Source organism: Gemmatimonadales bacterium, assembly GCA_041390145.1.
Taxonomy (GTDB): domain Bacteria; phylum Gemmatimonadota; class Gemmatimonadetes; order Gemmatimonadales; family GWC2-71-9; genus SPDF01.
In genome coordinates this window covers 229,415-253,077 of sequence record JAWKQM010000006.1, presented here as the reverse complement: position 1 = coordinate 253,077, position 23,663 = coordinate 229,415, and the positions used below count along the sequence as shown (strand labels likewise).

Annotated in this window: 27 protein-coding genes and 1 tRNA gene; 7 read left to right on the top strand and 21 right to left on the bottom strand. The window is 67.7% G+C overall.

Annotated features, from left to right (window positions below; all coding sequences use genetic code 11):
* The coding region (locus R2910_07370) for a winged helix-turn-helix domain-containing protein (protein MEZ4412783.1) at nt 1-378 on the bottom strand (378 nt) is incomplete at its 3' end.
* A gap of 205 nt (nt 379-583) precedes the next feature.
* Here R2910_07370 and R2910_07365 point away from each other — a divergent pair.
* Nucleotides 584-1,675, top strand: coding sequence for a ScyD/ScyE family protein (locus R2910_07365; protein MEZ4412782.1), 1,092 nt, complete (start codon nt 584-586; stop codon nt 1,673-1,675).
* Nucleotides 1,676-1,759: 84 nt separating this feature from the next.
* Here the strand turns inward: R2910_07365 and R2910_07360 are convergent, their stop codons facing one another.
* The gene (locus R2910_07360; GenBank protein ID MEZ4412781.1) at nt 1,760-2,344 is read right to left on the bottom strand and encodes a DJ-1/PfpI family protein; all 585 of its coding nucleotides are present in this window, start codon (nt 2,342-2,344) and stop codon (nt 1,760-1,762) included.
* 174 nt (nt 2,345-2,518) lie between these two features.
* On the opposite strand from R2910_07360, the gene R2910_07355 reads away from it, so the two are divergent.
* The 3 genes from R2910_07355 to R2910_07345 are packed head-to-tail and all read left to right on the top strand — an operon-like array spanning nt 2,519 to nt 4,129.
* Nucleotides 2,519-2,818, top strand: coding sequence for a metalloregulator ArsR/SmtB family transcription factor (locus tag R2910_07355; protein ID MEZ4412780.1), 300 nt, complete (start codon nt 2,519-2,521; stop codon nt 2,816-2,818).
* Nucleotides 2,815-3,879 (top strand): permease, encoded by a 1,065-nt coding sequence (locus R2910_07350; GenBank protein ID MEZ4412779.1) that lies wholly within the window; start codon nt 2,815-2,817, stop codon nt 3,877-3,879. Before R2910_07355 ends, R2910_07350 begins: the two co-directional genes overlap by 4 nt.
* 16 nt (nt 3,880-3,895) lie before the next feature.
* A complete protein-coding gene (locus tag R2910_07345) occupies nt 3,896-4,129 on the top strand; it encodes a thioredoxin family protein (GenBank protein MEZ4412778.1) in 234 nt (77 codons plus the stop codon).
* 13 nt (nt 4,130-4,142) lie between these two features.
* Here R2910_07345 and R2910_07340 read toward each other — a convergent pair whose 3' ends face one another.
* The 3 genes from R2910_07340 to R2910_07330 are packed head-to-tail and all read right to left on the bottom strand — an operon-like array spanning nt 4,143 to nt 9,299.
* Complete coding sequence (locus R2910_07340; GenBank protein ID MEZ4412777.1) at nt 4,143-6,356, bottom strand: alpha-N-acetylglucosaminidase; 2,214 nt, start codon at nt 6,354-6,356, stop codon at nt 4,143-4,145.
* A gap of 45 nt (nt 6,357-6,401) precedes the next feature.
* Nucleotides 6,402-8,111 carry an Ig-like domain-containing protein gene (locus R2910_07335; protein MEZ4412776.1) on the bottom strand — a complete coding sequence of 570 codons (1,710 nt, stop codon included), beginning with the start codon at nt 8,109-8,111 and terminating at the stop codon, nt 6,402-6,404.
* Nucleotides 8,112-9,299: a glycoside hydrolase family 27 protein gene (locus R2910_07330; protein ID MEZ4412775.1), complete on the bottom strand. Its 1,188-nt coding sequence runs from the start codon at nt 9,297-9,299 to the stop codon at nt 8,112-8,114. It lies immediately after the preceding gene.
* 170 nt (nt 9,300-9,469) lie between these two features.
* Here R2910_07330 and R2910_07325 point away from each other — a divergent pair, with 170 nt between their 5' ends.
* Both R2910_07325 and R2910_07320 read left to right on the top strand, forming a co-directional pair.
* Nucleotides 9,470-10,396: a serine hydrolase domain-containing protein gene (locus tag R2910_07325; GenBank protein ID MEZ4412774.1), complete on the top strand. Its 927-nt coding sequence runs from the start codon at nt 9,470-9,472 to the stop codon at nt 10,394-10,396.
* Nucleotides 10,344-10,586, top strand: a complete 243-nt coding sequence (locus tag R2910_07320) for a hypothetical protein (protein MEZ4412773.1) — start codon at nt 10,344-10,346, stop codon at nt 10,584-10,586. The genes R2910_07325 and R2910_07320 overlap by 53 nt, the downstream gene beginning before the upstream one ends.
* A 16-nt stretch (nt 10,587-10,602) precedes the next feature.
* On the opposite strand, the gene R2910_07315 is transcribed toward R2910_07320, so the two are convergent.
* Genes R2910_07315 through R2910_07270 form a run of 10 tightly spaced genes read right to left on the bottom strand, consistent with a single transcriptional unit; the run spans nt 10,603 to nt 18,244 of the window.
* Nucleotides 10,603-11,106 carry a nuclear transport factor 2 family protein gene (locus R2910_07315; protein ID MEZ4412772.1) on the bottom strand — a complete coding sequence of 168 codons (504 nt, stop codon included), beginning with the start codon at nt 11,104-11,106 and terminating at the stop codon, nt 10,603-10,605.
* A complete protein-coding gene (locus R2910_07310) occupies nt 11,106-11,723 on the bottom strand; it encodes a non-canonical purine NTP pyrophosphatase (protein MEZ4412771.1) in 618 nt (205 codons plus the stop codon). Before R2910_07310 ends, R2910_07315 begins: the two co-directional genes overlap by 1 nt.
* On the bottom strand, nt 11,720-12,430 hold the full coding sequence (rph, locus tag R2910_07305) for a ribonuclease PH (GenBank protein MEZ4412770.1): 711 nt from the start codon (nt 12,428-12,430) through the stop codon (nt 11,720-11,722). The genes R2910_07310 and rph overlap by 4 nt, the downstream gene beginning before the upstream one ends.
* Nucleotides 12,417-12,833 (bottom strand): adenylyltransferase/cytidyltransferase family protein, encoded by a 417-nt coding sequence (locus R2910_07300; GenBank protein MEZ4412769.1) that lies wholly within the window; start codon nt 12,831-12,833, stop codon nt 12,417-12,419. Before R2910_07300 ends, rph begins: the two co-directional genes overlap by 14 nt.
* A gap of 56 nt (nt 12,834-12,889) precedes the next feature.
* The gene (locus R2910_07295; GenBank protein MEZ4412768.1) at nt 12,890-14,179 is read right to left on the bottom strand and encodes a cation:proton antiporter; all 1,290 of its coding nucleotides are present in this window, start codon (nt 14,177-14,179) and stop codon (nt 12,890-12,892) included.
* A 7-nt stretch (nt 14,180-14,186) separates the two neighbouring features.
* Complete coding sequence (locus R2910_07290; protein ID MEZ4412767.1) at nt 14,187-14,555, bottom strand: hypothetical protein; 369 nt, start codon at nt 14,553-14,555, stop codon at nt 14,187-14,189.
* Complete coding sequence (locus R2910_07285) at nt 14,549-15,067, bottom strand: DUF4136 domain-containing protein (protein ID MEZ4412766.1); 519 nt, start codon at nt 15,065-15,067, stop codon at nt 14,549-14,551. The genes R2910_07290 and R2910_07285 overlap by 7 nt, the downstream gene beginning before the upstream one ends.
* On the bottom strand, nt 15,033-15,737 hold the full coding sequence (locus R2910_07280) for a hypothetical protein (GenBank protein MEZ4412765.1): 705 nt from the start codon (nt 15,735-15,737) through the stop codon (nt 15,033-15,035). Before R2910_07280 ends, R2910_07285 begins: the two co-directional genes overlap by 35 nt.
* Nucleotides 15,738-15,767: 30 nt before the next feature.
* Entirely contained in the window at nt 15,768-17,819 is a 2,052-nt protein-coding gene (locus R2910_07275) for a HEAT repeat domain-containing protein (GenBank protein MEZ4412764.1), read from the bottom strand.
* Nucleotides 17,820-17,824: 5 nt separating this feature from the next.
* Complete coding sequence (locus R2910_07270) at nt 17,825-18,244, bottom strand: thioesterase family protein (GenBank protein MEZ4412763.1); 420 nt, start codon at nt 18,242-18,244, stop codon at nt 17,825-17,827.
* 103 nt (nt 18,245-18,347) lie between these two features.
* Here R2910_07270 and R2910_07265 point away from each other — a divergent pair, with 103 nt between their 5' ends.
* Nucleotides 18,348-19,079, top strand: a complete 732-nt coding sequence (locus R2910_07265; GenBank protein ID MEZ4412762.1) for a metallophosphoesterase family protein — start codon at nt 18,348-18,350, stop codon at nt 19,077-19,079.
* Here the strand turns inward: R2910_07265 and murI are convergent.
* The 6 genes from murI to R2910_07235 all read right to left on the bottom strand — a co-directional run bounded on the left by murI (nt 19,076) and on the right by R2910_07235 (nt 23,583).
* A complete protein-coding gene (gene murI / locus R2910_07260; protein ID MEZ4412761.1) occupies nt 19,076-19,876 on the bottom strand; it encodes a glutamate racemase in 801 nt (266 codons plus the stop codon). The genes R2910_07265 and murI overlap by 4 nt on opposite strands.
* A complete protein-coding gene (locus tag R2910_07255; protein ID MEZ4412760.1) occupies nt 19,873-20,418 on the bottom strand; it encodes a hypothetical protein in 546 nt (181 codons plus the stop codon). Before R2910_07255 ends, murI begins: the two co-directional genes overlap by 4 nt.
* A complete protein-coding gene (locus R2910_07250; protein MEZ4412759.1) occupies nt 20,415-21,380 on the bottom strand; it encodes a diacylglycerol kinase family lipid kinase in 966 nt (321 codons plus the stop codon). The genes R2910_07255 and R2910_07250 overlap by 4 nt, the downstream gene beginning before the upstream one ends.
* Nucleotides 21,352-21,449 (bottom strand) — tRNA-Sec (locus R2910_07245). The genes R2910_07250 and R2910_07245 overlap by 29 nt, the downstream gene beginning before the upstream one ends.
* A 71-nt stretch (nt 21,450-21,520) precedes the next feature.
* Entirely contained in the window at nt 21,521-21,907 is a 387-nt protein-coding gene (locus R2910_07240; GenBank protein MEZ4412758.1) for a RidA family protein, read from the bottom strand.
* On the bottom strand, nt 21,907-23,583 hold the full coding sequence (locus R2910_07235; GenBank protein ID MEZ4412757.1) for a formate--tetrahydrofolate ligase: 1,677 nt from the start codon (nt 23,581-23,583) through the stop codon (nt 21,907-21,909). Before R2910_07235 ends, R2910_07240 begins: the two co-directional genes overlap by 1 nt.
* Nucleotides 23,584-23,663 lie beyond the last annotated feature (80 nt).

The following is a 23,663-nucleotide window of genomic DNA, read 5'->3' as shown; positions in this document are numbered from 1 at the left end:
GAAGCCATCGAGGAACGGGCCGGCATAGAGCTCGATCGCGCGCTCCCTGTCTCCGCTCGCCAAGGACTCCTCGAAGGCCAGGGCGTCGCAGTCAAGTTGAGACGGTTCGAAGTAGAGGTCATCCCCGGCAGATCGGATGACCCCCTCCCCGAGCGCCTTCCGAATGACATGGACCGCCTGCTTCAACAGGTTCCTGGCGTGATCGGTGTCGCGCTCGGGCCAGAGATAGCCGAGCAGCTTGTCGCGACTGAGTGGGCGCGGGTGGGAGACGGCCAGGAGCGACAACAGGGCCAGTCGGTGGCGCTGGGCCACCCGACCACTGAGTATCGCGCCATCGCGCTCGAGCGAGGCGCCACCGAAGAGCTTGAGGGAAATCATGCCAAGGGCGCCGTCCGGGGACCGCACCGCCGGACCCGCATGGGCCCGAACCACCAACGCCGGAAAGTCAGCCGTACGGTTAACCGCCGTTAACCGACCACTGACCCGCAGTTAACTCCTCTGCCCCAATGTATCCCGCAAGTGGGGAGGAGCAAGCCTGCCCCGCGCCGTGATTCAACCATTCTACCATCTGGAGACTCCCACCATGACCATGCCCATGCGACTCCTGCCGCGCCGGATGCGGCCTCTCCTCTTCGCGATGGCCATCGCGGTATGGGTGACCGCCTGCGAGAGCGCGCCGACATCGCCCCCGGAAGCCGCCGCCACTGATCCGGCGGTTGACCTGCATCGTGGACACCATGGGACCCCGGGAACACCGACCCTGCTCCTCGACGGCCTGGAGGGCGCTTCAGGCAGCGCCGTGGGGCCCGACCATCAGTTGTACGTGACCGAGGGCGCCGCCGGGAAGGTGTCGCGGATCAATCCGAGGACCGGCGCCAAGACCACCTTTGCCAGCGGCTTGCCGGCCTCGATCATCGGCATCGGCGGGGCGATTGACGTCGCGTTCCTCGGCCGCACCGCGTACGTCCTGGTCACCGTGGTCGACGACCCGACCCTGTTTCCGACCGGGCAGGTCAATGGCATCTACCGGATTGACGGCCCGAACAGCTTCACCGTCATTGCCGACATCGGCGCCTACAACATCGCGAATCCCCCGACAGGATTTCCGTTCTTCGTCTCGACCGGCGTGCAGTACGCACTCACGCCCTATCGGGACGGCTTCCTGGTCACCGACGGGCACATGAACCGCGTGCTCCGGGTCACCCGGCGTGGCGACATCTCGGTATACCGCTCCTTCGGCGACATCGTCCCGACCGGCATCGAGAACGAGGGCCGCGTCGTCTATATGGCCGAGGCTGGCCCTGTGCCGCACGACCCCGCCGACGGCAAGATCGTGGCGCTCGGTCATCGGTGGGGGGGCGACGTCCGGGAGGTGGCGGTCGGTTGCCGGCTGTGCGTCGACGTGAAACGCGGGCGCGGTGGGGCGCTGTTCGGGCTGGCACAGGGTGTGTTCGGCGGCGGCGACCCCGGCGCGCCGGCGTTGCCGAACACCGGCAAGCTCCTGAGAGTCAACCGGGACGGATCGCTGTCGACCGTGGCGGAAGCGCTGAATATCCCGACGTCCATGGAATTCATCGGGAACACGGCGTACATCATCTCGCTCGCTGGAGAGATCTGGACCATAGACAACGTGGAAGGCGGGTGGGATAACCGGGGACACGACCGGCGGCACTGAGGAACAGGATTCGCCTGGTGGTTGTGCCGGCACGCCCCGTCTCTGCCAATCTCGAGCGCAGATGGCGGGGCGCGCCGTCGCACGTCACGCCGTGTGTTCGATCCGCGTCCCGAGCACGGTGAGGAACTGCGCAATCCATGCCGGGTGGGCCGGCCAGGCCGGCGCCGTCACGAAATTCCCATCCGTCACGGCGTCATCAATGCTGATCGAGGCATAGGTCGCCCCGGCGAGCTCCACTTCCGGCGCACAGGCAGGATAGGCGCTGATCCGCTTGCCGGTGATGACATTGGCCGCCGCCAGCAGCTGGGCACCGTGGCAGATGGCGGCGATCGGCTTCCCGGCCCTGGCGAAGGCCTGGACAATGGCGATCACGCGCCCGTCCAGCCGGAGGTACTCCGGTGCCCGTCCCCCGGGAATCACCAGTGCGTCGTAGTCCGGCTCACGCACCTCGTCGAAGGTGGCGTTCAGCGCGAAATTGTGACCCGGCTTCTCTGAGTAGGTCTGATCGCCCTCGAAGTCATGGATCGCGGTGCGCACGGTATCTCCTGCCGCCTTCTTGGGACAGACGGCATCAACCTGGTGCCCGACCGCACGCAGTGCCTGAAAGGGGACCATCACCTCGTAGTCCTCCACGAAGTCCCCCACGATCATCAGCAGTTTCTTCCCCATCGCGTACTCCCGTTGTCAGTGTCACGCTCACATCCTGCGAACGGTCAACAGCCCTCCGAACAGTACGCAAGGTAATGCGCCAGCGGCGCGCGTTGGCCCCGCAGGATGGCGCTGCCATGCGCTCAAGTTTGAGTATGCGCTTGCTGGCATATGCGCGTGAGTGTATATTCGGACATGGATGAACTCAAGCCCCTCCTCACCGCCATCGCCGAGCCCACTCGGCTGGGTGCCCTCCGCCTCCTCTGGGACGGTCAGGAGCACTGTGTCTGTGAGCTGATGGAACGGCTCGGGGCGTCCCAGTCGCGCATGTCACGGCATATGGCGCAGCTGAAGCGGGTCGGCCTCGTGGTCGACCGCCGGGACGCCCAATGGGTGCGGTATCGCCGGAACCCTTCCCTGCCACGACCGCAAGTCCGCATCGTCGAGGCCGTCCTGGCCAGCCTGGACGCCGCCCCCCCAAGGCGGGTCGCGTGACCACGAGTGCGGCCCTCCACACGCCCGGGCAGCAGCCGGCGCCATCCACCGTCAAATGGCTCAGCCTCACGCTGGGCGCGATCGTGCTCTGGTTCGCGATTTACAGCCAGCTGGTGCCCCTGTCGGAGTGGATCTCCGCCAGTCTCGGCTTGGAGCGGGGGACGCGGCTCGAGGAAGCCGTTCGCTTCTTCGTGTATGACACGCCGAAGGTCCTGTTGCTCCTGACCCTCGTGGTCTTCGTGATGGGTGTCGTGCGCAGCTATTTCTCTCCCGAACGGACACGCGCCCTGCTCTCCGGCAGGAGCGAGGGTGCCGGCAACGTGGCGGCGGCGGGACTCGGGATCTTCACCCCGTTCTGCTCCTGCTCTGCCGTCCCGCTCTTCGTCGGGTTCGTATCCGCGGGTGTCCCGCTCGGGGTGACGTTCTCGTTCCTGATTGCGGCCCCGATGATCAACGAGGTGGCGCTGGGGCTGCTGTTTGCCCTGCTGGGGTGGAAAGTCGCGGTCGCGTACCTCGGCTTCGGACTTGGCGTTGCCATCGTCGCCGGTTGGGTCATCGGGCGACTGCACCTGGAGGGCTGGCTCGAATCATGGGTCCGCGAGGTACGCGCGACCGATGCCGTCATAACGTCGGGCGCCCTGACCTTCGTCGACCGGTTGAAGGAGGGCGTGACCGCCGTCCGGGAGATCGTCGGGCGGGTGTGGATGTGGATGATCGCTGGAATCGCCGTCGGCGCCTTCATTCACGGCTTCGCGCCGGCGGAACTCCTGGCGACCATCATGGGGAAGGATTCCTGGTGGTCCGTACCGGCCGCGGTCCTGGTGGGCATCCCGATGTACTCCAACGCCGCCGGCATCATTCCGGTCGTCGAGGCGCTGCTTGGGAAGGGCGCGGCGCTGGGGACGGTGCTGGCCTTCATGATGTCGGTAATTGCCCTCTCCCTCCCCGAGACGATCATCCTGCGGAAGGTGCTGACCCCAAAGCTGCTGGCGGTTTTTCTGGGGGTCGTGGGGGTGGGTATCCTGGCCGTCGGGTTCCTCTTCAACGTTCTGTTCACCTGATCCAAGGCATGACACCATGATCGACATCAAGGTACTCGGCTCGGGCTGTTCCAATTGCAAGTCGACCGCGGGGTTGATCGAGACCGTCGCCCGGGCGAAAGGGGTCGAATTCACCCTGACCAAGGTCGAGGACATGAAGGACATCATGTCCTACGGGATCATGTCCACTCCTGGGGTCGTGCTGGACGGGCAGGTGGTGCATGCCGGCGGCGTGCCGACCCGATCGAAGGTCGAGGGGTGGTTCGCCTGACCGGCCTGCCGTCTCACTGCACGTGATACTTCGCCGCGAGCCGCCGGGCGGTTGCCACCGCATCGCCCTGCGGCTCCGTGGGGAACGAACCGGTCTCCCGTGACCACTGCTGCTCCCACGCGCACATCTCAGCCGCGAACGGCGCGCGGTCGAACTGTACGCCGGTGGTGACGGAGTGGTTGAGCAGCTTGAAGAACGCCTCCCAGCGCGGCAGGTAGTACGACGTAAACATCCCCTCCCATTCCTTGAACGCGTAGAGGTTCAGGTCGTCATTCTGGCCCTCGGTGCACTTGCTGCCCCAGAGGGTGATGATGTTCCGCGCGTTATACTCGTACAGCCGCCGCTCGTCGGCGGTCGTTCCCCACCGCCGCGCATCCGCCAGCCAGACGCCCAGCAGGAACTCGCGGCGGGTGCCGGCGAGGGTGTTCAGGTCCTGGAGCAGGTCAACGACACGCTGCTCCGCCGCATGCAGCGCGGCCTGGTCCTTCCGGTCGTAGGCGGCCTGGACCGCATTGATCAGCGGCAGTCCCAGTTCTCCCAGGACCTGGCGGGCCAGGTTCACCACGTCGTAGCGGTACGCGTCGTTGGCGCCGAGGGCCGGCGCGGCGGCGAGCAGCGAATCGAGCGCCGCGGCCAGGATCCGCGGGTCATAGGGCGGCACCGGCTCCGACCGGTACCGGGTGCCCTTCTCGTAGAATTGCGGGCGCTCGGCGAGGAAGTTGCCGGTCTGCGCGCCTGAGCGATACGCGGTGGCAAGGAGCAGCTGCCAGGCGTGCCACGCATGAGGGTCGGGGGCGCCATAGCGCCGCGCGATATAGTCCTTGGTCCAGGATTCCACCGGCGGCACGCTGTCGAGCCAGGTCTGGCCCATCACGAAATCGGGCACGATCGGGTTGGTGCCGAGTCCCTCCATCGTCATGCCGAGGCCGACGAGGTTCCCCTTGTCCGGACTGCGGAGAACGCTGTCGAGGTTGGCGGCAATCTTCGGGAGGTCGCCGTTCATGCTGACCTTGCCGCCGAAGTTGTACAGGACGTTCCAGACCCACGGCTTGCCGTAGAACCCCTCGCGGGCCTTCCAGACCGGGTAGCGGTCGCCCCAGAGATCCAGCACCACCATGCGGTCGTTCGGCACCGCGCCCAACATGGCGCGCGCCTGTGGGGCGCGCCAGAACTTCGCCTGGTAGTAGAGGAACCACCCCTGCAGGACCCACGTCGCCTCGGGATCCGCTCCGTGCATGGCGCCGTAAATGGCCTTCCCCATCCCCGCCAGGAAGGTCGAATCGTCCGACGGAGGATCGATTTCGTTGAAGGGATCGGCGGCATACAGGTGATCGGTCCCATAGAGCGCGGTCTGCGTCTCGACGAAGCGCCGGCCGAAGCGCTGGAAAAGCGAGTCGGTCGGATCGAGGAACCAGGTGCCGCTGAAGCCCGCCGACCAGTCGCCGGTCTGGTGGATCGTGGCGGCGGGATAAATCTGGGTAATGGACTCCGGCACATGTCCGGTGAACCCCTGGAGCACCGGCGTCATGCCCAGCGCGCGTTCGCGCGCGAGGATCTGCCGCTCGAGGGTGATGTGACTGTCAATCCAGGAGTCCGGCAGCGGCCCGCCCAGGCCGTCGATGTTCCCCATCCATCCCCAGGGGAGGTACGCGGGCCCCACGAGAAACTGCCCCACCTGCTCACGGCTGAACCCAAACTCCTGCAGCACCTCCCGCCACACCGCCTCCTGCCCTGTCACTGCCAGGGGCGCGTTGACCCCCTTGAGTGCCATCCAGTCGATCATCCGCTGCCAGTCGGCCCAGTCCCACCACGCCATGGAGTAGGAAAAGGTGCAGTAGTTGAAGAAGTAGCGGATGCGGTAGCGAGTGGTGTGCCGCGCCTTGGCCGAGACGGCGGGCAGCGTGTGAAGGTAGACCGGTTGCAGGGGGAGTGACACGCTCACACCGGCGACATCCTCAAGGTACCAGTTGAGCGCCGAGGCGAGCGCCACGCCCGAGGAGCCACGGAGGACGATGCGGCTGCCGTCCTGATCCACCTCGAAAACGTCGAGGCCGGCGCTGTCGGGAATCACCGTGAGCGTGAAGTCCTGTGCGCGGCCTGGGAGGACGCGGTCGATGAGCGCGGCGATGGCGGCGAGATCCACCGAGTCGCGGGGTGGGCCGGCGGTCACTGGTGAAGGAGCTGACGCAGCCGTCAGCATGCCGGTGAGCAGGAGGGTTGGCAGCATCAATCGGATCCAATCGGCGACCTCGGCCGCCATGCAGGAAGTGTTCTAGTACTCGATGTAGAAGATCGTCTCGTGGGCCCCCTGCCAGACGACAGAGGTCCTGCCGTTGGGCGCGACCGCGAGTCCCAGGGCGTAGGCCGGTGGCCATGCAGGCCCCCTACGGGACACAAGCACAGACTGCCAGTTCGACGTCTGGTCACATCCGGTCGCGCAGCTCGCGACCCGGACAGCCAGGTCGACCACGTCGAAGTAGGCCACCGCCAGCCCGCCCCCGGGCAGGAGCGCCAGGCTTGTCTCCAGGTAGGTGTCGTACGGGATGCTGCCCAGCTGCCCGGCAGAGACCCCGGCGACCGTCGTCAGGGACCAACTGGCGGAATCCAGGCAGTTCGAGCTGCAGGTCGCGTAGCGGACCGCACCAAGCGTGGCATCGATGTAGGTGAGATGTGCGGTGCCGCCGCTCACCTTGATCGAGGCGCCGTAACCGACGTTGCCGTCGGAGGCGACCGTGGCGGTGGACCAGCCACCCGCGGTGCACTCCGCGGGGCAGGTCGCATAGCGGAGATCACCCGTGTCGTTCCGGAGGTACGCGATGTGGACCGTTCCCGCGGCATCGACGGTGGTCGTGGTGTACGCACCCGTGTCCCCGGTCGTGTCGACCGTGTCCACGATCCAGCTGCCCGGCGTCAGGCAGCTCCCCTGGCATGTCGCGTGACGAAGCTTGGTGCTCGCGTAGTACGCCATGTGAAGCCGGCCCCCGGGCGCGATCCCGATCGATGTCCATCCGAGCCACCCGGTCGTATCCACCACCGTGTGCCCCCCGAGCGTGTTCGCATAATCAACACCAAACCCCTGATAGCCGATATGCAGGGTGTTCCCAGACCCGGCCACCAGGTTCGCATAGTCCCCGCCCACGTCCAGCGCCCGCCCGGTCCACCCGCCCTCCGACGTGCAATCTGCCGTGCAGTCGTCCAGTTGCAGGGTATAGCCGCCGGGGCCGTCGTCGTTCCGGAATGCCACGTGTGGCTTCCCATCGGTCGTGACCGCGATGGCGGGCCGCACACCGCTGGCGCTCAAGGTGACCACCCGCGCCCGAGGCAGCGTGAAGCCCCACGAGATGGGAGCCGGGAGCGCCCCGAGATGCTCGCTTCGAATGTCCGTCCCGAACGTGAGGACGTAGGAATGGAGCGGCTGGAGGGTGGCGGAGACGGTGACGGTACGCGTGGCAGCGTCATAGACGCGTGTACTCGGCACCGGCACACCGCCATCGGAGAGCGTCACGCTGGAATCGGTCAGGCTGACGGGGTCGAGCGCGTCGGTAAAGGTGGCCGTCAGGAGGTCCCCGATGTTGGCTTCGGCGTCCGGCAAGGGGAACCGATCGCCGATGGACAGCCAGTCGGCAGTCGGGGAGATAACGAACCGCGCGGCCGCGGAGAGGTCCTCCCCATCGCGCACCCGCACGAACGCGGTGTCGGGCGAGGTCAGGTCACCCGCTGGAATGAATGCGCTCAGGTGAGCTCCATCACCGAACGTTGTGGCTCGCGGAGATCCGTTCCATTCGACGACGGAGTTCGGGGAGAATCGGCTGCCGTGGACCGCCAGCGTCATGCCGGGTGTACCTGGGTAGGTCTGGTTCGGGCCGAGCGCCAGGATCTGCGGTCCTTCAGGCGTGGCGGGCCCCGTGCCGTCTGAGCCCGAGCAGCCCAACAGGGTGAGGCAGAGGGCGGAGGTGAGCACCTGTCGAGCGGTGGATTGCATCTATTCCCCCACCGGCCACACCCGCAACATCACCACTCCGTGCGAGGGAACCGTGGCGGTGTACCGGGACTCGACGGATGCCGAGTCGGTGTGCGCCCAGAGATCCCGGACTCGCGCCGCCTTGGTCTTGATGCCGACCCGACTCCAGTACGCGGTGATGGCCGACGGCACCGACGCGCGATTGAAGAGGAGCACCGCCCGCGATCCGTCAGCCAGCGGCTTGACCCAGACCTGCAGCTCGCTGGGCCACGCCTGCACGATGGTGCCCTGCACCCCCAGCGGATCCTGATCGACCGCAATGACCTCCCGATTGAGGAGGATATCGCGAGTGGCAGCAGCTTCCCGGGTGGAATCCGACATGGTGCGAACGTCGTTCCCGGCGATGAGTGGCGCCGCCATCATGGCCCAGAGGCTGAAATGGGCCCGATACTCCGTCGTGGTCATCCCGCCGTTGCCCACTTCGAGCATGTCGGGATCGTTCCACGCGCCGGGCCGTGCCACATGCCAGTACTGGGAGGAGAGATCGACGATCGAGAGCACACTGCCCCACCGGTCGCTGATGTCGCCGGTGGTGCGCCAGAGGTTGCCGATGGGTGGCGCCCACTCCCAGGGTCGGTTGCTTCCCCACTCGCAGATGCTGTAGACGATCTTCCGCCCGGAGGCCGCCAGCGCCCTGCCGAAGATGGCGTATTGCGTCGGCGCGTCGAGCCCTTCGCTGTTGCACCAGTCCACCTTCACGTAGTCCACACCCCATGATGCGTACGTCTTCGCGTCGATCGCCTCGTACCCATAGCTGCCGGGTCGTCCCTCGCAGGTTTGGCGGCCGGCGTCGGTGTAGATGCCGAACTTGAGCCCCTTCGCGTGCACATAGTCGGCCAGCGACTTCATGCCATGCGGGAACCTGACGGAGTCGGCCAGAATGGTTCCATCGGCGGCGCGCGCCACCTGCCAGCAGTCATCGATGGTGACGTACTGATACCCCGCCTCACGCATGCCATTGGAGCTCATCGCATCGGCCACCCCGCGGATGAGCGAGTCGCTCACGTTGCAGCCGAACTTGTTCCAGCTGTTCCACCCCATCGGCGGGGTGCGCGCAAGGCCGTTATCCAGGACCCGGGACGCATGGGTGGCCGCAACGGTCGTGACCGCGATGATGATCAGGAGAGCAAGTGCACCGAGACGTCGCATGCGTCGTTCCTGTGTGCCGGGCGTGAGAGTTTGGACAGGTGAGTGAAGCTACGGGTGGACGGAACACCGGGCAACTCGGCTGTTCACCGGGCCGTGTGGCCCGGGACTCCTGCGTCGTCCTACCACTCAAGTCCCGTCCCCGGGGCTACCTCACACCGCGGAGACATCTCATGAGTCGTCGTGTCGTCTCGCTCGGGCTCGCCGTGCTGCTCCTGCACTGTTCCTCCGCGAGCGCCGGGCCCGATGCCTGCCCGGCCGCCGATGCGGCGTTCGATGCGATCCTGCGGGACAGCTCCGCCCGCAATGGCGTACATGGCTCCCAGGCCGCGGTGCTGATCCCAGGCCGGCACGCCTGGCACGGGGTCTACGGCAGGAACGGGGTGCAGGATCCCATGCGATCCGACCTCATGATCGGAACCGGCAGTATCTCCAAGATGTACACCGTGGTGGCCGCGTTGCGGCTGGTGGACCAGGGCGTGATCGCGCTTGACGACACGCTCGGCCGCTGGTTCCCGAACGCGTCCAACGTGAACCCCTCGATTCCTCTCCGGCTGGTGATGCAGCAGACCAGCGGGCTCGCCGACTACTCCGCGGCACCCAACTACAGCGCCACCATCCTGGCGGACCCCGACCGATACTGGCAGCCGGATGAACTGCTGGCGTTCATCGGGCCACCCCTCTTCGCGCCGGGCACGGGCTGGAACGCCTCGAACACCAATCGGCTCCTGCTTGGCATCATCGTGGCTCGTGAATCCGGCGTGTCGGTTGGCACATTCATGCAGCGCGAGCTCTGGCCCGGACACACGCAGAGCTGGGTGGCAGGCGACGGCCCCGCCCCTGGTCCCCTCGCCACGCAGTGGGCATCGAACGCGGCCGGCGTGCTGTACGACTTCAGCGCACTCTACTTCGGTCCGGCCCTGTTCAGTTCCCGCATCGAAGTCCAGGCCTCGGCCGGCGACATCGCGGACTTCGCGCAGCGCACCTTTGCCGGCACGCTGCTCGCCCCAGGCACGCGGGCGGAGATGCTGAGGATTGTCCCGGACGATGGAGGGATCGCAGGCCAGACTCGGCAGGGGACTCGGCATCCGGCGGTATAACTACCTCGGGCGGACGCTCTATGGCCACAGTGGCGCCACCGGCAACGCCACCGCGCTGGTACTCTACGACCCTGCCACCGGAGTGGTCGCGGCGGTCAGCGTCAACCAGGGCGGTTCGAGCCACGCAAATTCCCACTTCCGGACGACGCCGGCCCTGCTGCAGGCGGCGATCGCCTGCGCCGAGTCGTGAGGGCACCGTAATCGGCCTACGGCGTCGCGGATGCGCCCGACCCGCCGTCAGGCGCTTCGCCCCGCAGCTGCTTCTCGTATTCAGACGCCGGGAAATGACCGAGCGATTGTGCGATCAACCCGTCGCGCGTGAAGGTCCATTCTTCATACCCACTCACCCAGACGGCGTTGCCCGTCCCGCCGGGGCCGGTGTTGGTGCCGGTCAGCGTCCAGAAATACTCCGCACCTGTCCCGACGATCTTGATCGAATCCATGAAGAGCGCCATGTCCGGCAGCGCCGACATGAATCCCTGCGCCGCGGTCATGATCGCCTGCCGACCGACCGCGGGGGGGCCGTCATTGATCGTCAGGGTGCCGTCCTTGGCGTAGAAGGCCGCCACGCTGGCGGCGTCCTGGCTGCCCCAGGCGGCGGTGTAGCGCGAGGCGAAGTCCTGCAGGGCGGGAAACTCCATCGGCTTGTCGGCCGGGGCGCAGGCGCCGAGTACGGCTGCCAGCACCACGCCACGCACGGCTCGTGTCATCAACTGTCTTCCTTCAGCGCCGCCACCATCGCCCGGAACGCACGCCCCCGATGGCTGACGGCATCCTTTTCGTCGTCGGTTGCTTCGCCAAAGCTCTTGCCGAGATCCGTGGAAAAGAAATAAGGATCATATCCGAACCCGGCGGTCCCGGCCGGCGCCTCCAGGATGCGTCCGGCGCACTCAGCCTCGAAGATCTCAGGCATCGCCCCCGGCTTCCGGATCAACACCAGCGCACACCGATACCGCGCCATGCGTTTCAGCTCCGGCGCCCCCGCCAGTCGCCGCATCAGTTCGGCATTGTTGGCCGCGTCGACTTCATCCGCCGTCCCCGTCGCCGCAGCCCACCGCTTGGAGCGGGTGCCCGGCGCGCCGCCGAGGTAAAACACCTCAAGCCCGGAGTCGTCCGCCACTGTCGGCAGCTGGGACCGCTTGGCGAAATGCTCCGCCTTGGCGAGGGCGTTGGCGCGGAAACTGTCCGCCTGTTCGAGGAGATCTTCGGAGGGGTCTTCGAAGAGGTTGAGGTCTTCGGGAAAAACGAGATCCAGGCCGGATGTGGCCAGCAGCCGCTTCACCTCGCGCTGCTTGCCGGCGCTCCGGGTAGCCACCAGCAGCTTCACCAGCCGAGCGCCTTCCGCTGCAGCGCGAAGAGCCGGGCAATGCCCTGCTCACCATAGGCCAGCAGGCCGTCGAGTTCCGCCCGGCTGAAGGTCCCGGCCTCGCCGGTGCCCTGCACCTCCACGAACTTGTCCGGCTCGAGCATCACGAAGTTGGCGTCGACCCCGGCATCCTTGTCTTCGAGGTAGGCCAGGTCCAGCCGGATCTCCCCCTCGACCACTCCCACCGACACCGCCGCCACCAGGCAGCCGAAGGGATCGGGCACCCCGGTCGTCTTCGAGAGCCAGGCGGTCGCGTCGGCCAGCGCCACGCAGGCGCCCGTGATGCTGGCGGTGCGGGTGCCGCCGTCGGCCTGGAGCACGTCACAGTCAATCCTGATGGTGTACTCGCCGAAGGCCATCGTCCCCATCGCCGCGCGGAGCGAGCGCCCGATCAGCCGCTGGATTTCCTGCGTCCTCCCGCCGGGACCGTTCCGCTCCCGCGACGTCCGCTCACTGGTGGCGCGGGGGAGCATGGCGTACTCGGCCGTGACCCAGCCCTGCCCCGACCCGCGACGCCAGGAGGGGACGCCCTGCTCGACGCTCGCGGTGCAGTGCACCAGCGTGCCGCCGGCCCGGACCAGGCAGGAGCCCTCGGCATAGGGATTGGCGCCGCGCTCGAGTACGAGCGGGCGGAGTTCGTCGTTCTTTCGACCGTCAGGGCGAGGCACGCAGGCGCTCCACGAGGCGGGTGGTTGATTGACCGGGCACGAGCTCCACGCGAACGACCCGACCGCCGCGCGCTTCCACCAGGTCCGCACCCACGATTTGCTCGCGGGTGTAGTCCGCGCCCTTGACCAGGACATCGGGTTCCAGCGCGCGGATCAGCTCGAGCGGAGTGTCCTCGTCGAAGAGGACGACGCAATCGACGGCCGCAAAGCCGGCCAGCAGTCGTGCGCGGGCCTCCTCGGGCACGAGCGGCCGGTCGGGAGACTTGCCGAGGCGGCGGACCGACGCGTCGGAATTGACACCGACGACCAGGGCGCCGCCCTCGGTACGGGCGCGCTCGAGCAAGGCGAGGTGACCGGGGTGGAGAATGTCGAACACCCCGTTGGTGAAGACCACATTGCCCATTTCGGCGCGACGCCATTCCCGCGCTTCCGCCAGCGTGCGGACCTTGCGGTCGGTATTCAGAGCACGTGCTCCGCGCCGACGTCGGCGGACTGCCCGCGGAAGAGGATCTTGAGGAGCGGCGGGGCCACGAAGGTGGTGCCCATGACCATCAGGAGCACGACGCTGAACACGTCGTCAGTGAGGAGGCCCGATCGGCGGCCGACGTCGGCGAAGATGAGTCCGACCTCACCGCGCGGCACCATGCCGACGCCCACGGCGAGCCGGCGGAACTTCGACCAGGGCGCGGCATACCCTGCCGCGACCTTTCCGAGGATCGCGAGCACCGTCAGCCCAACCGCCACGAGCAGGAGAAACCCGCCGCCAGGGCGAAGGGGATTGAGCAGGTTGATGTCGAGCGAGCTCCCGACGGACACAAAGAAGATCGGGGTCAGCAGGGCGCCAACCGGGCGGACCCGGTCCTCGATCGCATGATACTGCTCCGTACGCGCGAGAATGATCCCGGCGGCGAACGCGCCCATGATCAACGCGGAACCAGCCATGTCGGCCACCGCCGCCAGCCCGAACGCGAGCGCAAGCGCGATGACCGGGACGGCGTAGGACACCTTCATGTTGGCAATGGAGCGGAAGATGCGGGGGGCCACCCATCCGCCGATGGCGATCGCGACAACCAGGAACCCGATCGCGACCGCCAGGATGCGGGCCACGCTGAACGGCGAGAGCGCCCCCCCCGCGGCGATCCCCGACACGACGGTCAGGATCACGAGGCCCAGGACGTCGTCGATGACCGCGGCGCCGATGATGATGCGCCCCTCGATCGAGCCGAGATTCGCGAGATCGGAGAGGACACGCGCGGTGATGCCGACGGAAGTGGCGGTCAGCGCCGCGCCGATGAAGACGGCCGCGGTGGAAAGGGTGGTTGGGTCGCCCATCCCGTGGGGGACGTGGGACCAGAAGAGGTAGCCGGCCAGGAACGGAAGCACGACGCCCACCGCCGCGACCGAGATCGCCGATCCGCCGACCTTCCGCATTTCACGCAGATCGGTCTCGAGGCCGATTTCAAGCAGCAGGACCAGCACGCCGAGTTCCGCGAGGATCGTGATGATCTCGGCCGACGGCCCGGAGGCGGGAATGAGGCCCAGCGCGCTCGAGCCGAGGAGGACACCTGCGAGCAGCTCGCCCAGGACGGCGGGCTGCCCGACGCGTTCGGCGATCTCGCCGAAGAGCTTGGCGGCGACGAGGATGGCGGCGAGCGTGAGCAGGAATCCTGCGATGTCATGTCCGCCCTCGCCGCCAGCGGCGGCCAGTGCGGCCAGCGCGGGAGCGACGGTCCCAATTCCTGGAAGCATTATGATATCAGAGCCCCTCGACAGCGCGCGGCTGGAAGTGAAAGGTGTGATTGAAGAGCGGCAGGCGCACCTCTTCGTCGTAGGCGCTCTCGATGGTGATCTGCCGGGGACGCGCGGTGCGCTTGATCTTGATTCGCTGCGCTTCGGACGGCAGACCGAGCCGGTCCACGGTCAGCAGCAAGCGGCGGCGGATCACGCCATCGGTCAGGCTCGGCGCGAGCCGCGCCTGCGAGCGCATCTCGTCCTGGTACTGGTAATACCGCCAGTAGATTTCCCCGATGTTGATGCCGTAGTAGGCCACCACGGAGAAGAGGAGCAGCGTCAGCAGGCAGCCCGTCGAGCTTGAGCCGCGCCGGTTCGACCGGCCGGTCACCATTGTGACTGTGCCCCATCCACGATGTCCGTCACCAGTTTGTCCAAGGCGCGCGTCCTGCCTTCCTGTTCATTCCCCGGAGCGTAGTTGCCTTCGACGATCAGCCCGTTGCGCTTCCAAATCGACTTCGCGGCCTTCTGGTCATAGATCTCAATGCTGACCGTCATCTGCAGGGCCCGCTGTGTCACCACGACGTTCTGGTTCCCCGCGCTGTTCGTGGCGCCGGTCCCGGTGTAGGCCACGGGGAGATCCGGTTCGTACCGGGTGATCGAGCCCCGTACGATCGCATCCGCCGTGTTCTCCCCGGCGGCCCGCAGACCCAGGCGCCCCTCCATGGCCGTCTTGACCGCCTCGTTCACCTGCTGGGTCAGTGCCGGCTCCGTGGTCAGGTTGTCGAACGGCATGATCGCCACCGTCTTGATGTCCGGCGGCAATCCCCCGCCGGCAAACCCGTACCAGCATCCCGCCACCAGCGGGAGGCTAAGGAGCAGGCGGAGTCCAGACGGACGGCGCAAAAGCCAGCGCAATTGAATCGGCGACAATCGTCAGGTCCAGTCTGGCCGGTACTGAAGGAACGGTGAGCCGAGCGGAGACCGGTGCTCCATCGGCATCGAGTCGGGTCTCGACGGTACCCATCGTGACCCCGCTGCGCTGCCACTCCGCCCGCAAGGTACCCGGACTCGCGCTCTGCCGGGAATAGCGAACGGTGTCGACGCCAGAGGCCCATTCAAGCAGGAGGCTTCCCTCCCCGTGCGTCCCCCGGCTTCTCGCGCCCGGCGGCGGCGGACGAATCACGCCGAACATGGCCCACATCAGCGGGTAGCTGGGGATAAGCCGTGCGATGATGTCGGGCGGTTGCACCCAGCGCGCCTGGTCTCCGACCACCATCGCCGCCGCGCCGCCGATGCCCCACGGGCCCGCAATGTCGAATCGCATCGAATCGGGGCCCGCCGTCCGGGCGCTTCCCTGGCCGCCGACGGAGGCCTGCCCATCGTTGAACAGCCATCGAAATCTACGCACCCGATGTCCGTCCGGGGCCGTGGATGCCGCCCACTGGGCCGCCTCGAGCGCGGTGATGGTCGGCAGGTGCTCCGGCGTGAAGATCGGGGTCGGCGTGGCGCACGCTGCCACCAGCAGAAGATAGGGAACCCGAGTCAGGTGGTCAAGCCGAAAGTGTTGTGGCATAGTGGTTTATCGACGCTCAGCTCAAGGACTTCAACGCCGGATGAGCCGGATCGGATCGCCCTCTGTCACCCGGAGTAACGCCCGTGGCGAGCCCACCACCCGACCGAAGATCGTGTACCTGCCGTCAAGATGGGGCTGGGCCCCGAGCGTCAGGAACCACTGGCTGCCGCCGGTGTCGGGCCCCGACGTCGCCATCCCCAATTGGTAGCCATCGAAACGCCGCTGGTTGAGCTCTTCCCGGATGGAGTAGCCTGGCCCTCCCCATCCATCGCCGCGGGGGTCGCCGTCCTGCGCGACAAACGCCGGGACGACACGATGCCACCGCCCGTTGTCGAAGAAGCGCCGGTCCAGCAGTGTCAGGAAGTTGACGACGGTCAATGGCGCTTCCGGCCCGAACAACTCGATCTCGATGACCTCGCGCTGGTCCGTCTCGATGAAGACATGGGGGTAGGCGTCCGGGGACTCCGGCACGGCGACAAACCGCCGGGCAATCTCCCGGTAGTCCTGCAGGGTCCGGTTTGTCTCGATGGGAAATGCCGGCCCCCATCGAAGCGCGGCCGCAGGCCAGTTCGCCTCCGCCCAGAGCCTGATCACATAGTTGGTGGGTCGCGGGGTGCGCGTCAGGAAGGTTCGTGACACCTCATCGGCATCCTGCTCCGAGAGACTGGCGAGGTTGCGGAGGGCGCGGAGCGCCCCGATCGCGGCGTCGTCCGACGAGTCACTTCCCGCCCGCTCGAAGGCGGCGGCCAGCGGGACGATGTCGCCCGGAACGGGGCCACGGGCGATCGCCTCAGCCGCCAGGGTCCGCACCCCGACGTCGGGATGGCGGAGCAGCGGGCGGGCGGCGGAGAGCAATGCCGGATTGGGGCCGCGGACCGCGTCCGTCCACCCCTGCAGCGCGGCGGCCGCGACTCGTCCATCGGGGTCGGCGAAGAAATCGGGGTGCGAGACGTCGGGACCCGGGGCAACCCACCCCCAGCCTTCGGCGGCCGCGGCCCGCTCCGGCCACCGAGGACTGGCGGTCCAGGCGGCAGAGAGCGCCCGGAACGAGTCGGGGCTGACTCGCGCCAGCCCAAGCAATGCCTCCTGCCGCAGCGCGAAGGTGCCCTTCCCCTCCCGCACGATGCGCGAGAGCTGGGCGACCGCGACCGGTCCCCCCGACAGTCCCACGGTCTTGGCCGCCTCGACCTGCACGTTGAAGACCGGGTCCGACAAATCACCGATCGCCTGGTCCGCGACTTCCGGCCGGGCGTAGGTTCCCAGTGATCTCAGGGCCTGGATGCGTACCGCCGCATTGTCATCTTGCGTGGCACGGCCAAGGAGTTGAATCACGCTTCCGGGATCGAGCCCGGCGGAGGCAACGTACGACGCCGTCAGCGCGCGAGCGGCGTACATCCGCACGGTGGGGTGTTGATCCTGGAGGCTGTTGAGAAAGGTCGGGCCTGCGGCAGTCGCGTTGATCCGCCCGAGGGTAAAGATGGCGCGCCACCGGAGTTCGTCATCCTCGCTCTCCGCGAGCGCGATCAGCTGGCGGCTCGAAGCCTCCGGCCCAAGGCGCCATGACTCGAGCGCGGCATAGCGAACCAGCACGTCGTCCGCCCCCGTCAGCGAGAGGTTCGCCGTGTTGTTCAGCACCCGGGCGATCATCTCCGCCGCCTTCGGCCCACCGATCTTTGTCAGTGCGGTGACGATCTCCTTCGCCGTCTCGAGCGTTGGCGCCGGCATGGCCGTGAGGCGGTCGATGAGCGGCCCAACGGCCGCGGTGTCCCGCAACAGCCCGAGGGCAAACGCGACCGTGGGATGGATGGTGGAGTCGCGGTCCTGCAGCATCGGGACCAGCGTCGCGGTACCCCGCCAGTCGCCGATGCGGCCGATCGACATCGCGGCGGTGCGCCGGACCAGGGGCTCGGCCGACAGCGTCGCCGCTTCCAGGACGGCCGGTTTCCAATCGCGGGCATCTTCCGCCTGAATGAGCGGCGCAATCGCCTCGACCACCGCGGCATCCTGCGCCTGAAGCGGCACGGCCGCGACCGCCAGCACCGCGATCAACGACAGCGGTGGCAGGAGGTCCCCTGGGCGCATCCGCCTCATGCCGGGTCGGCCACCGGCCGCAGCAGGGCCGCGACCTCTGCCGGGAGACGCGTCGGCACGAACTGGTGATTCAGGCTCAACATCCTGGTCTCGGCGGTCACCAGCAGGGCTCCAGTCTCGGCGTGGGTGAGTCGGTAGGCGAAGGTGACACGTCGGCTGGCTACCTCCCGAACCCAGCAGCGTACCTGCACAAGGTCGTCATACCGGGCGGGGCGGTGATAGCGCAACGCGAGGTCTCCGACCACCAGGTAGAACCCCATCGCTTCCAGTTCACGATAGGTCATCCCCGCCTGCCGGAGATATTCCGTGCGCGCCACATCAAGCCAGACGGCGTAACGGGAGTGGTACACGACCCCCATGGCGTCGATTTCGGAATAGTTGACCCGGGCAAGCGTGTCGGTGTGGGAGATGGACATGGGAGGCCGAGGACGGGGTTCCGTGAAGGTTGGCGCCGAGAGCGGCGAAAGTCAAATACCGCAAGCGCTTGCGAGACTGCCAGAGTGGTTCCTATCTTCGGTCGTGTTCGGCACTCAACTCCTCGTCCTGTCCGATGCCCATGTGGGCGCCACCCCGCCGGAAGTCGAGGAGGCTCTCCTCGCGTTTCTGGAGCGCGCGCCGACCCTGGGCGACTGCCTGCTCCTCAACGGCGACATCTTCGATTTCTGGTTCGCCTACAAGCGCCTGATCCCGCGACGCGGGTTCGAGGTCGCGGCCGCCATCCGCCGGGTCCGGAAGCGGATGCCGGTGGCCATGGTGGGGGGCAATCACGATCGGTGGGGCGAGGACTTCTGGGAGAAGGACCTGGACGTGCGGTTTGCGCCGCTCCGCATGGAGCTCCTTGTCGGGTCGCGGAGGGTGCTCGCGGTGCACGGTGACGGCGTGACCGAGTCCCACTGGTCGGCCGTGCTGCTGCAGGAGATTACCCGGCACCCCGCGTTTGTCTCAATCTGGAAGCACGCGCCAATCTGGTTCGCGTTCTGGGTGGTGGACCGGATGACGCATTCGCTGGGGAACACGGTGCGGGAGGAGGAGATCCTGCAACGGGCATCGGTGCGGCAGCGGGCCTGGGCGGAAGCAGAGCTGGCCAAGGATCCGGGCCTGGGCTGTCTCGTGATGGGCCACACCCACCGCCCGATGCTCTCCGAACCGAAACTCGGCCAGCAGTTTCTCAACCCGGGGGCCTGGCTCGATGGCTTCCGCTACGGCATCGTGACCCCGATCGGCGCGGAACTGGCGACCTGGAAGGGCTAGCCCAGCCGCACCAGCTCCGGTTCTCCCAACCGTTCCCCGAGAAACCGCGCGCCCACCTGAAGAAACCGTGCCTGGTCGTCGCTGACCACGAAGCGATGATTGCCCGGCACCGGCGTCCCGCTCGCCGTCCCGGCCTCGTCCAGCGCCGCCGCCAGACTGGTCGCCGTCTCCTCGGCGCTGTCGATCAGCGCCACCGTCCCCCCCATGACCTCGTGCAGCAGCGGCTTCAGCAGCGGGTAATGGGTGCATCCCAGCACGAGGGTGTCGGCGCCTGCCTCTCGCAGAGGATGCAGGTACTCCTCCGCCACGAGACGAGTGGCCGGATGGTCGAACCATCCCTCCTCCACGAGCGGCACAAAGAGCGGGCAGGCGACCTGGTCGATCCGGGCCGCGGGCAGGATCTTCCGGATCGCCGTGGGATAGGCCTCGCTCGCGACCGTGCCCGTGGTCCCGATGACCCCGATGCCTCCCCCACGCGTCGCCTGCGCGGCGGCGCGCGCTCCCGGCTCGATGACGCCGAGCACGGGGACAGGCGACGCCGCGCGAAGGACGTCGAGCGCGTGGGCGGTGCTGGTGTTGCACGCGACGACCACCGACTTGACGCCCTGCCCCAGCAGCCAGTCGAGGATTTCGAGGCTGTAGCGACGGACGGTGTCCGGCGATTTCGGGCCATAGGGCACGCGCGCGGTGTCACCGAAGTAGATGGTGGACTCCATCGGCAGCCGCTCGTAGATGGCGCGCGCGACGGTCAGGCCGCCGATGCCGGAATCGAAGATGCCGATCGGGGCCGCGTTCATGGCAGCCGCACCGGCATCGAGACGGCGCCTGCCACGCCGCCGTGCGGCGCCGCCTGGATGGAGAGATCGCCCGGAAAATCCCAGAGGTGCGCTGACACGTAGGCCTCCATGGCCGCGAGCAGATGATTCAGGCCGAGCAGGACGAGCCAGTCCTCGTGCTGCTGTTTCTTGGAGTCCACGCTGCCGCTGTTGGTGGCCTCGAGATAGCTCAACTGGCTGCTGGTGGTGAGGACCATGCCGAGGGTGACCCCTTCTGCCGCGATGAAGAAGGCGCCGGCAGTCTTCCGCCCCAGCTTCGCCTGCCCCCACCCCGGGATGAGCAGAGATCGCCAGAATGCACCCATGGCGCTCGTGGGCGGGCGGATGAGGGGAACAGAATCGACGGCGGCGGTCGGTGCGGTCGCCGCGATTGACGCCGAGTCCGGCGCCGGTACGAGCAGCGAATCGGGTGGAACCGCGCGCACGGTCGTGGAGTCCTGTGCTGCCAGCGGGGCCGTCGCCAGCAGGCAGCCCAGCGCGGTCGCGGCGATCCAGCGATTCACGTCGAGCGCTCCTGCGTGGCCGCCACGAGGACCGGCAGGGCCCCCGGATGCAGCACGGCCTCGATGACGACGTGACCCGGCGCGCGGAGTTCGCCGTCGAGGTGCGCGGTCAGGGGGCCGTCGTCCGAAGTCACCCGCACCCGCCGGCCACGCGCCATGCGCACTTCCTTGAGTTGGGTATGCCTTCCGCTGAGCACCAGCGGGGCCCGGGTCAGCAGGAACCGCCACCCGAAGGGGCCGACGGCGCACACATCCAGCAGGCCGTCGTCCGGGCGGGCATCCGGCACAAGATAAAAGACCCCGCCGGCGCAGGGGCCGACCCCGATTTCGAGCACCGTGGTCGGTTGGGCCCACCGTTCCCCGTCGACATCGAGACGCAGACGGAGGGTGCGGCGATGGATGATCGCCTGCAGCGCGGCAACGACGTAGCCGAGCGCACCGGGCCAGTGCTTGTACTCGTTGACGCGCCGGGCGACGTCGGCGTCGAGGCCGACACCGAGGGAGTTCACGAAATACTCTCCCCAGGCCTCCCCGACATCGAACCGGCGCGTGGTCCCCCCGGCGAGCGCGGCGACCGCCACACCGGGAGCGAGCCGTGCCGTCCCCGTCATCTTGGCAAAGTCGTTGCCGGTGCCGGCCGGCACGACACCGAGCGGGGGGCGCGCCTCGGCATCGCGCGCCATCAGTCCGTTGGCCACTTCGTGGACCGTGCCGTCGCCACCGACGGCAATGACGCGCGCCACCCCGGCCGGCGTCGCGCTGGCCAATTGCGTGGCGTGGCCCGGACCCGTGGTCAGCGCCATCTCCACCTCCCCCCAGTGCGCACGCGCCTCGCGCAGCACCTCGTCGCGGAACCGCGCGCTGCGCCCATGGCCGGCGGCAGGGTTCAGGATCACGAGAGTGGACAGCGCTGGCCTCGGCGCAAAGGGGAGGTGGCGGGAGCGTGTGGGAATCGAACCCACCGGAGCCGCCTGAGGCGCCTCCATCGCGGTTTTGAAGACCGGCCGAACCACCAGGCCCGATCCGCCCCCGGGATTCCACGGGACTGCGGACTGCAGCGTGCGGACCGCGTGGATTCCAACGCCACGTCAGTCCCGGCGCATCAGCCCTTGCGTGCCACGACGTCTATTTCAACTCGCGCGCCCTTCGGGAGCCCGGCCACCGCGACCGTCGATCGCGCGGGGCGGTGGTCGCCGAAGTGCTTCGCGTACACCTCGTTCATCGCGCCGAAGTCGGCCATGTCCACGAGGTAGACGGTGGTCTTGACCACCTTGTCGAGCCCGCTCCCGGCGGCGGCCAGCACCGCGCGGAGATTGGTGAAGACACGCTCGGACTGTTCGGCGACGCCGCCAGCCACCAGTTCCATGGTGGCCGGATCGAGCGCCACCTGCCCGGCGGTGTAGATCATGGTGCCATCGTCGATGGCCTGGCTGTACGGTCCGATGGCCTTGGGGGCGTCGGGGGTCGAGACGACGGTGAGCTTGGTCATCAGGAAAGTCCTTCGATCCGGCCGTCGGGAAACACCCGCATCCCTTCGGCAGCAGGAGTCTTGCCCAGTCCGGGCATCGTCATGATGTCGCCCGCCAGGGCGACCACGAATCCGGCGCCGGCCGACGCGTAGACGTCGCGAATGGTGATGCGGAAGCCGGAGGGGCGCCCCAACAGCGTCGGGTCGTCGCTGAAGGAGTACTGGGTCTTGGCGATGCAGACCGGCGTGTCGCTGAGTCCCATCGCGTCGAGCTGCTTGATGGAGCGTTCGGCCACCACGGTGTAGTCCACTCCGTCGGCGCCGTAGATCTCCCGGGCAATCGTCTCGATCTTCTCCTTGATCGGCTTGGCGGCGTCGTAGATCGGCTTGAAGTGCGACTTCTTCTCGGCGAGGACCGCGAGCACCTCCTTCGCGACCTCCTCGCCCCCTTCCCCGCCCTTGGCCCAGACGTCGCTCATGGCGACACGCGCGCCCCACGACTTGGCCGCGGCGATGACCGTCTCGATCTCCTCCGCAGAATCCGACAGGAAACGGTTCACGGCCACGACCACCGGCACGCCGAACTTCTTCACGTTCTCCACATGCCCCTGCAGGTTGGCCATGCCGGCCTTGAGGGCCGCGACATTCGGCGTGTTGAGGGCGTCTTTCTTGACGCCGCCGTGCATCTTGAGGGCGCGAATGGTCGCCACGACCACGGCCACCTCGGGATTGAGGCCGCCCATCCGGCACTTGATGTCGAAGAACTTCTCGGCACCGAGGTCGGCGCCGAAGCCCGCCTCGGTCAGCACCAGGTCGGACATGCCGAGGCCGAGCCGGGTGGCCATCACGGAATTGCAGCCGTGGGCGATGTTGCCGAAGGGGCCGCAATGCACGATGGCCGGGCCTCCCTCCAGCGTCTGCACCAGGTTCGGCATCAGGGCATCGCGCAGGAGGAGCGTCATCGCACCCGCCGCCTTCAGGTCGCCGGCGGTGATCGGCTTCTTGTCCCGGGTCAGGCCGACGATGATCCGCGAGAGCCGCTGTTCCAGGTCGGCGACCGACGTGGCCAGCGCCAGGATTGCCATGATCTCGCTGCCCGGCACGATGACGAAGCGGTCCTCGCGTGTCGGGCCCCCGTTGAGGTTGCCGAGCCCGACGACGATGTGCCGGAGGGCCCGGTCGTTCATGTCGATGGTGCGCGGCCACAGGATCCGGCGCACGTCGATGCCGAGGGCGTTGCCCTGGTGGAGATGGTTGTCGAGCAGCGCCGACAGGAGGTTGTGCGCCGACGTGATCGCGTGAAAGTCGCCGGTGAAGTGCAGGTTGATCTCGTCCATCGGGATGACCTGCGCGTAGCCGCCGCCGGCTGCACCGCCCTTGATGCCGAAGACCGGGCCGAGGGAGGGCTCGCGGATGCAGACCATCACATCCTTCCCCATCCGCCGGAACGCCTGGGCGAGGCCGACCGTCACGGTGGACTTCCCCTCCCCGGCCGGTGTCGGGTTGATGCCCGTGACCAGCACCAGCCGCCCCTTCGGCGGGCGCGCGGCGGCGGCCTCGTGCGTGATCTTGGCCTTGAAGCGGCCGTAGGGAAGGAACTCCTCCGGGCCGAGTCCCGCTTCCTTGGCGATCTCGGCGATCGGACGCGGCTTGGCGGCCTGGGCGATTTCAATGTCGGTGGGAAACTTGGGCGTCACGCGAACTCTCCGGATAAAGGCGGCAAAGTCAGGTGCTGTAACGGTAACCGGCGCCGGGGCGCACGGGAATGGCTCCTCGA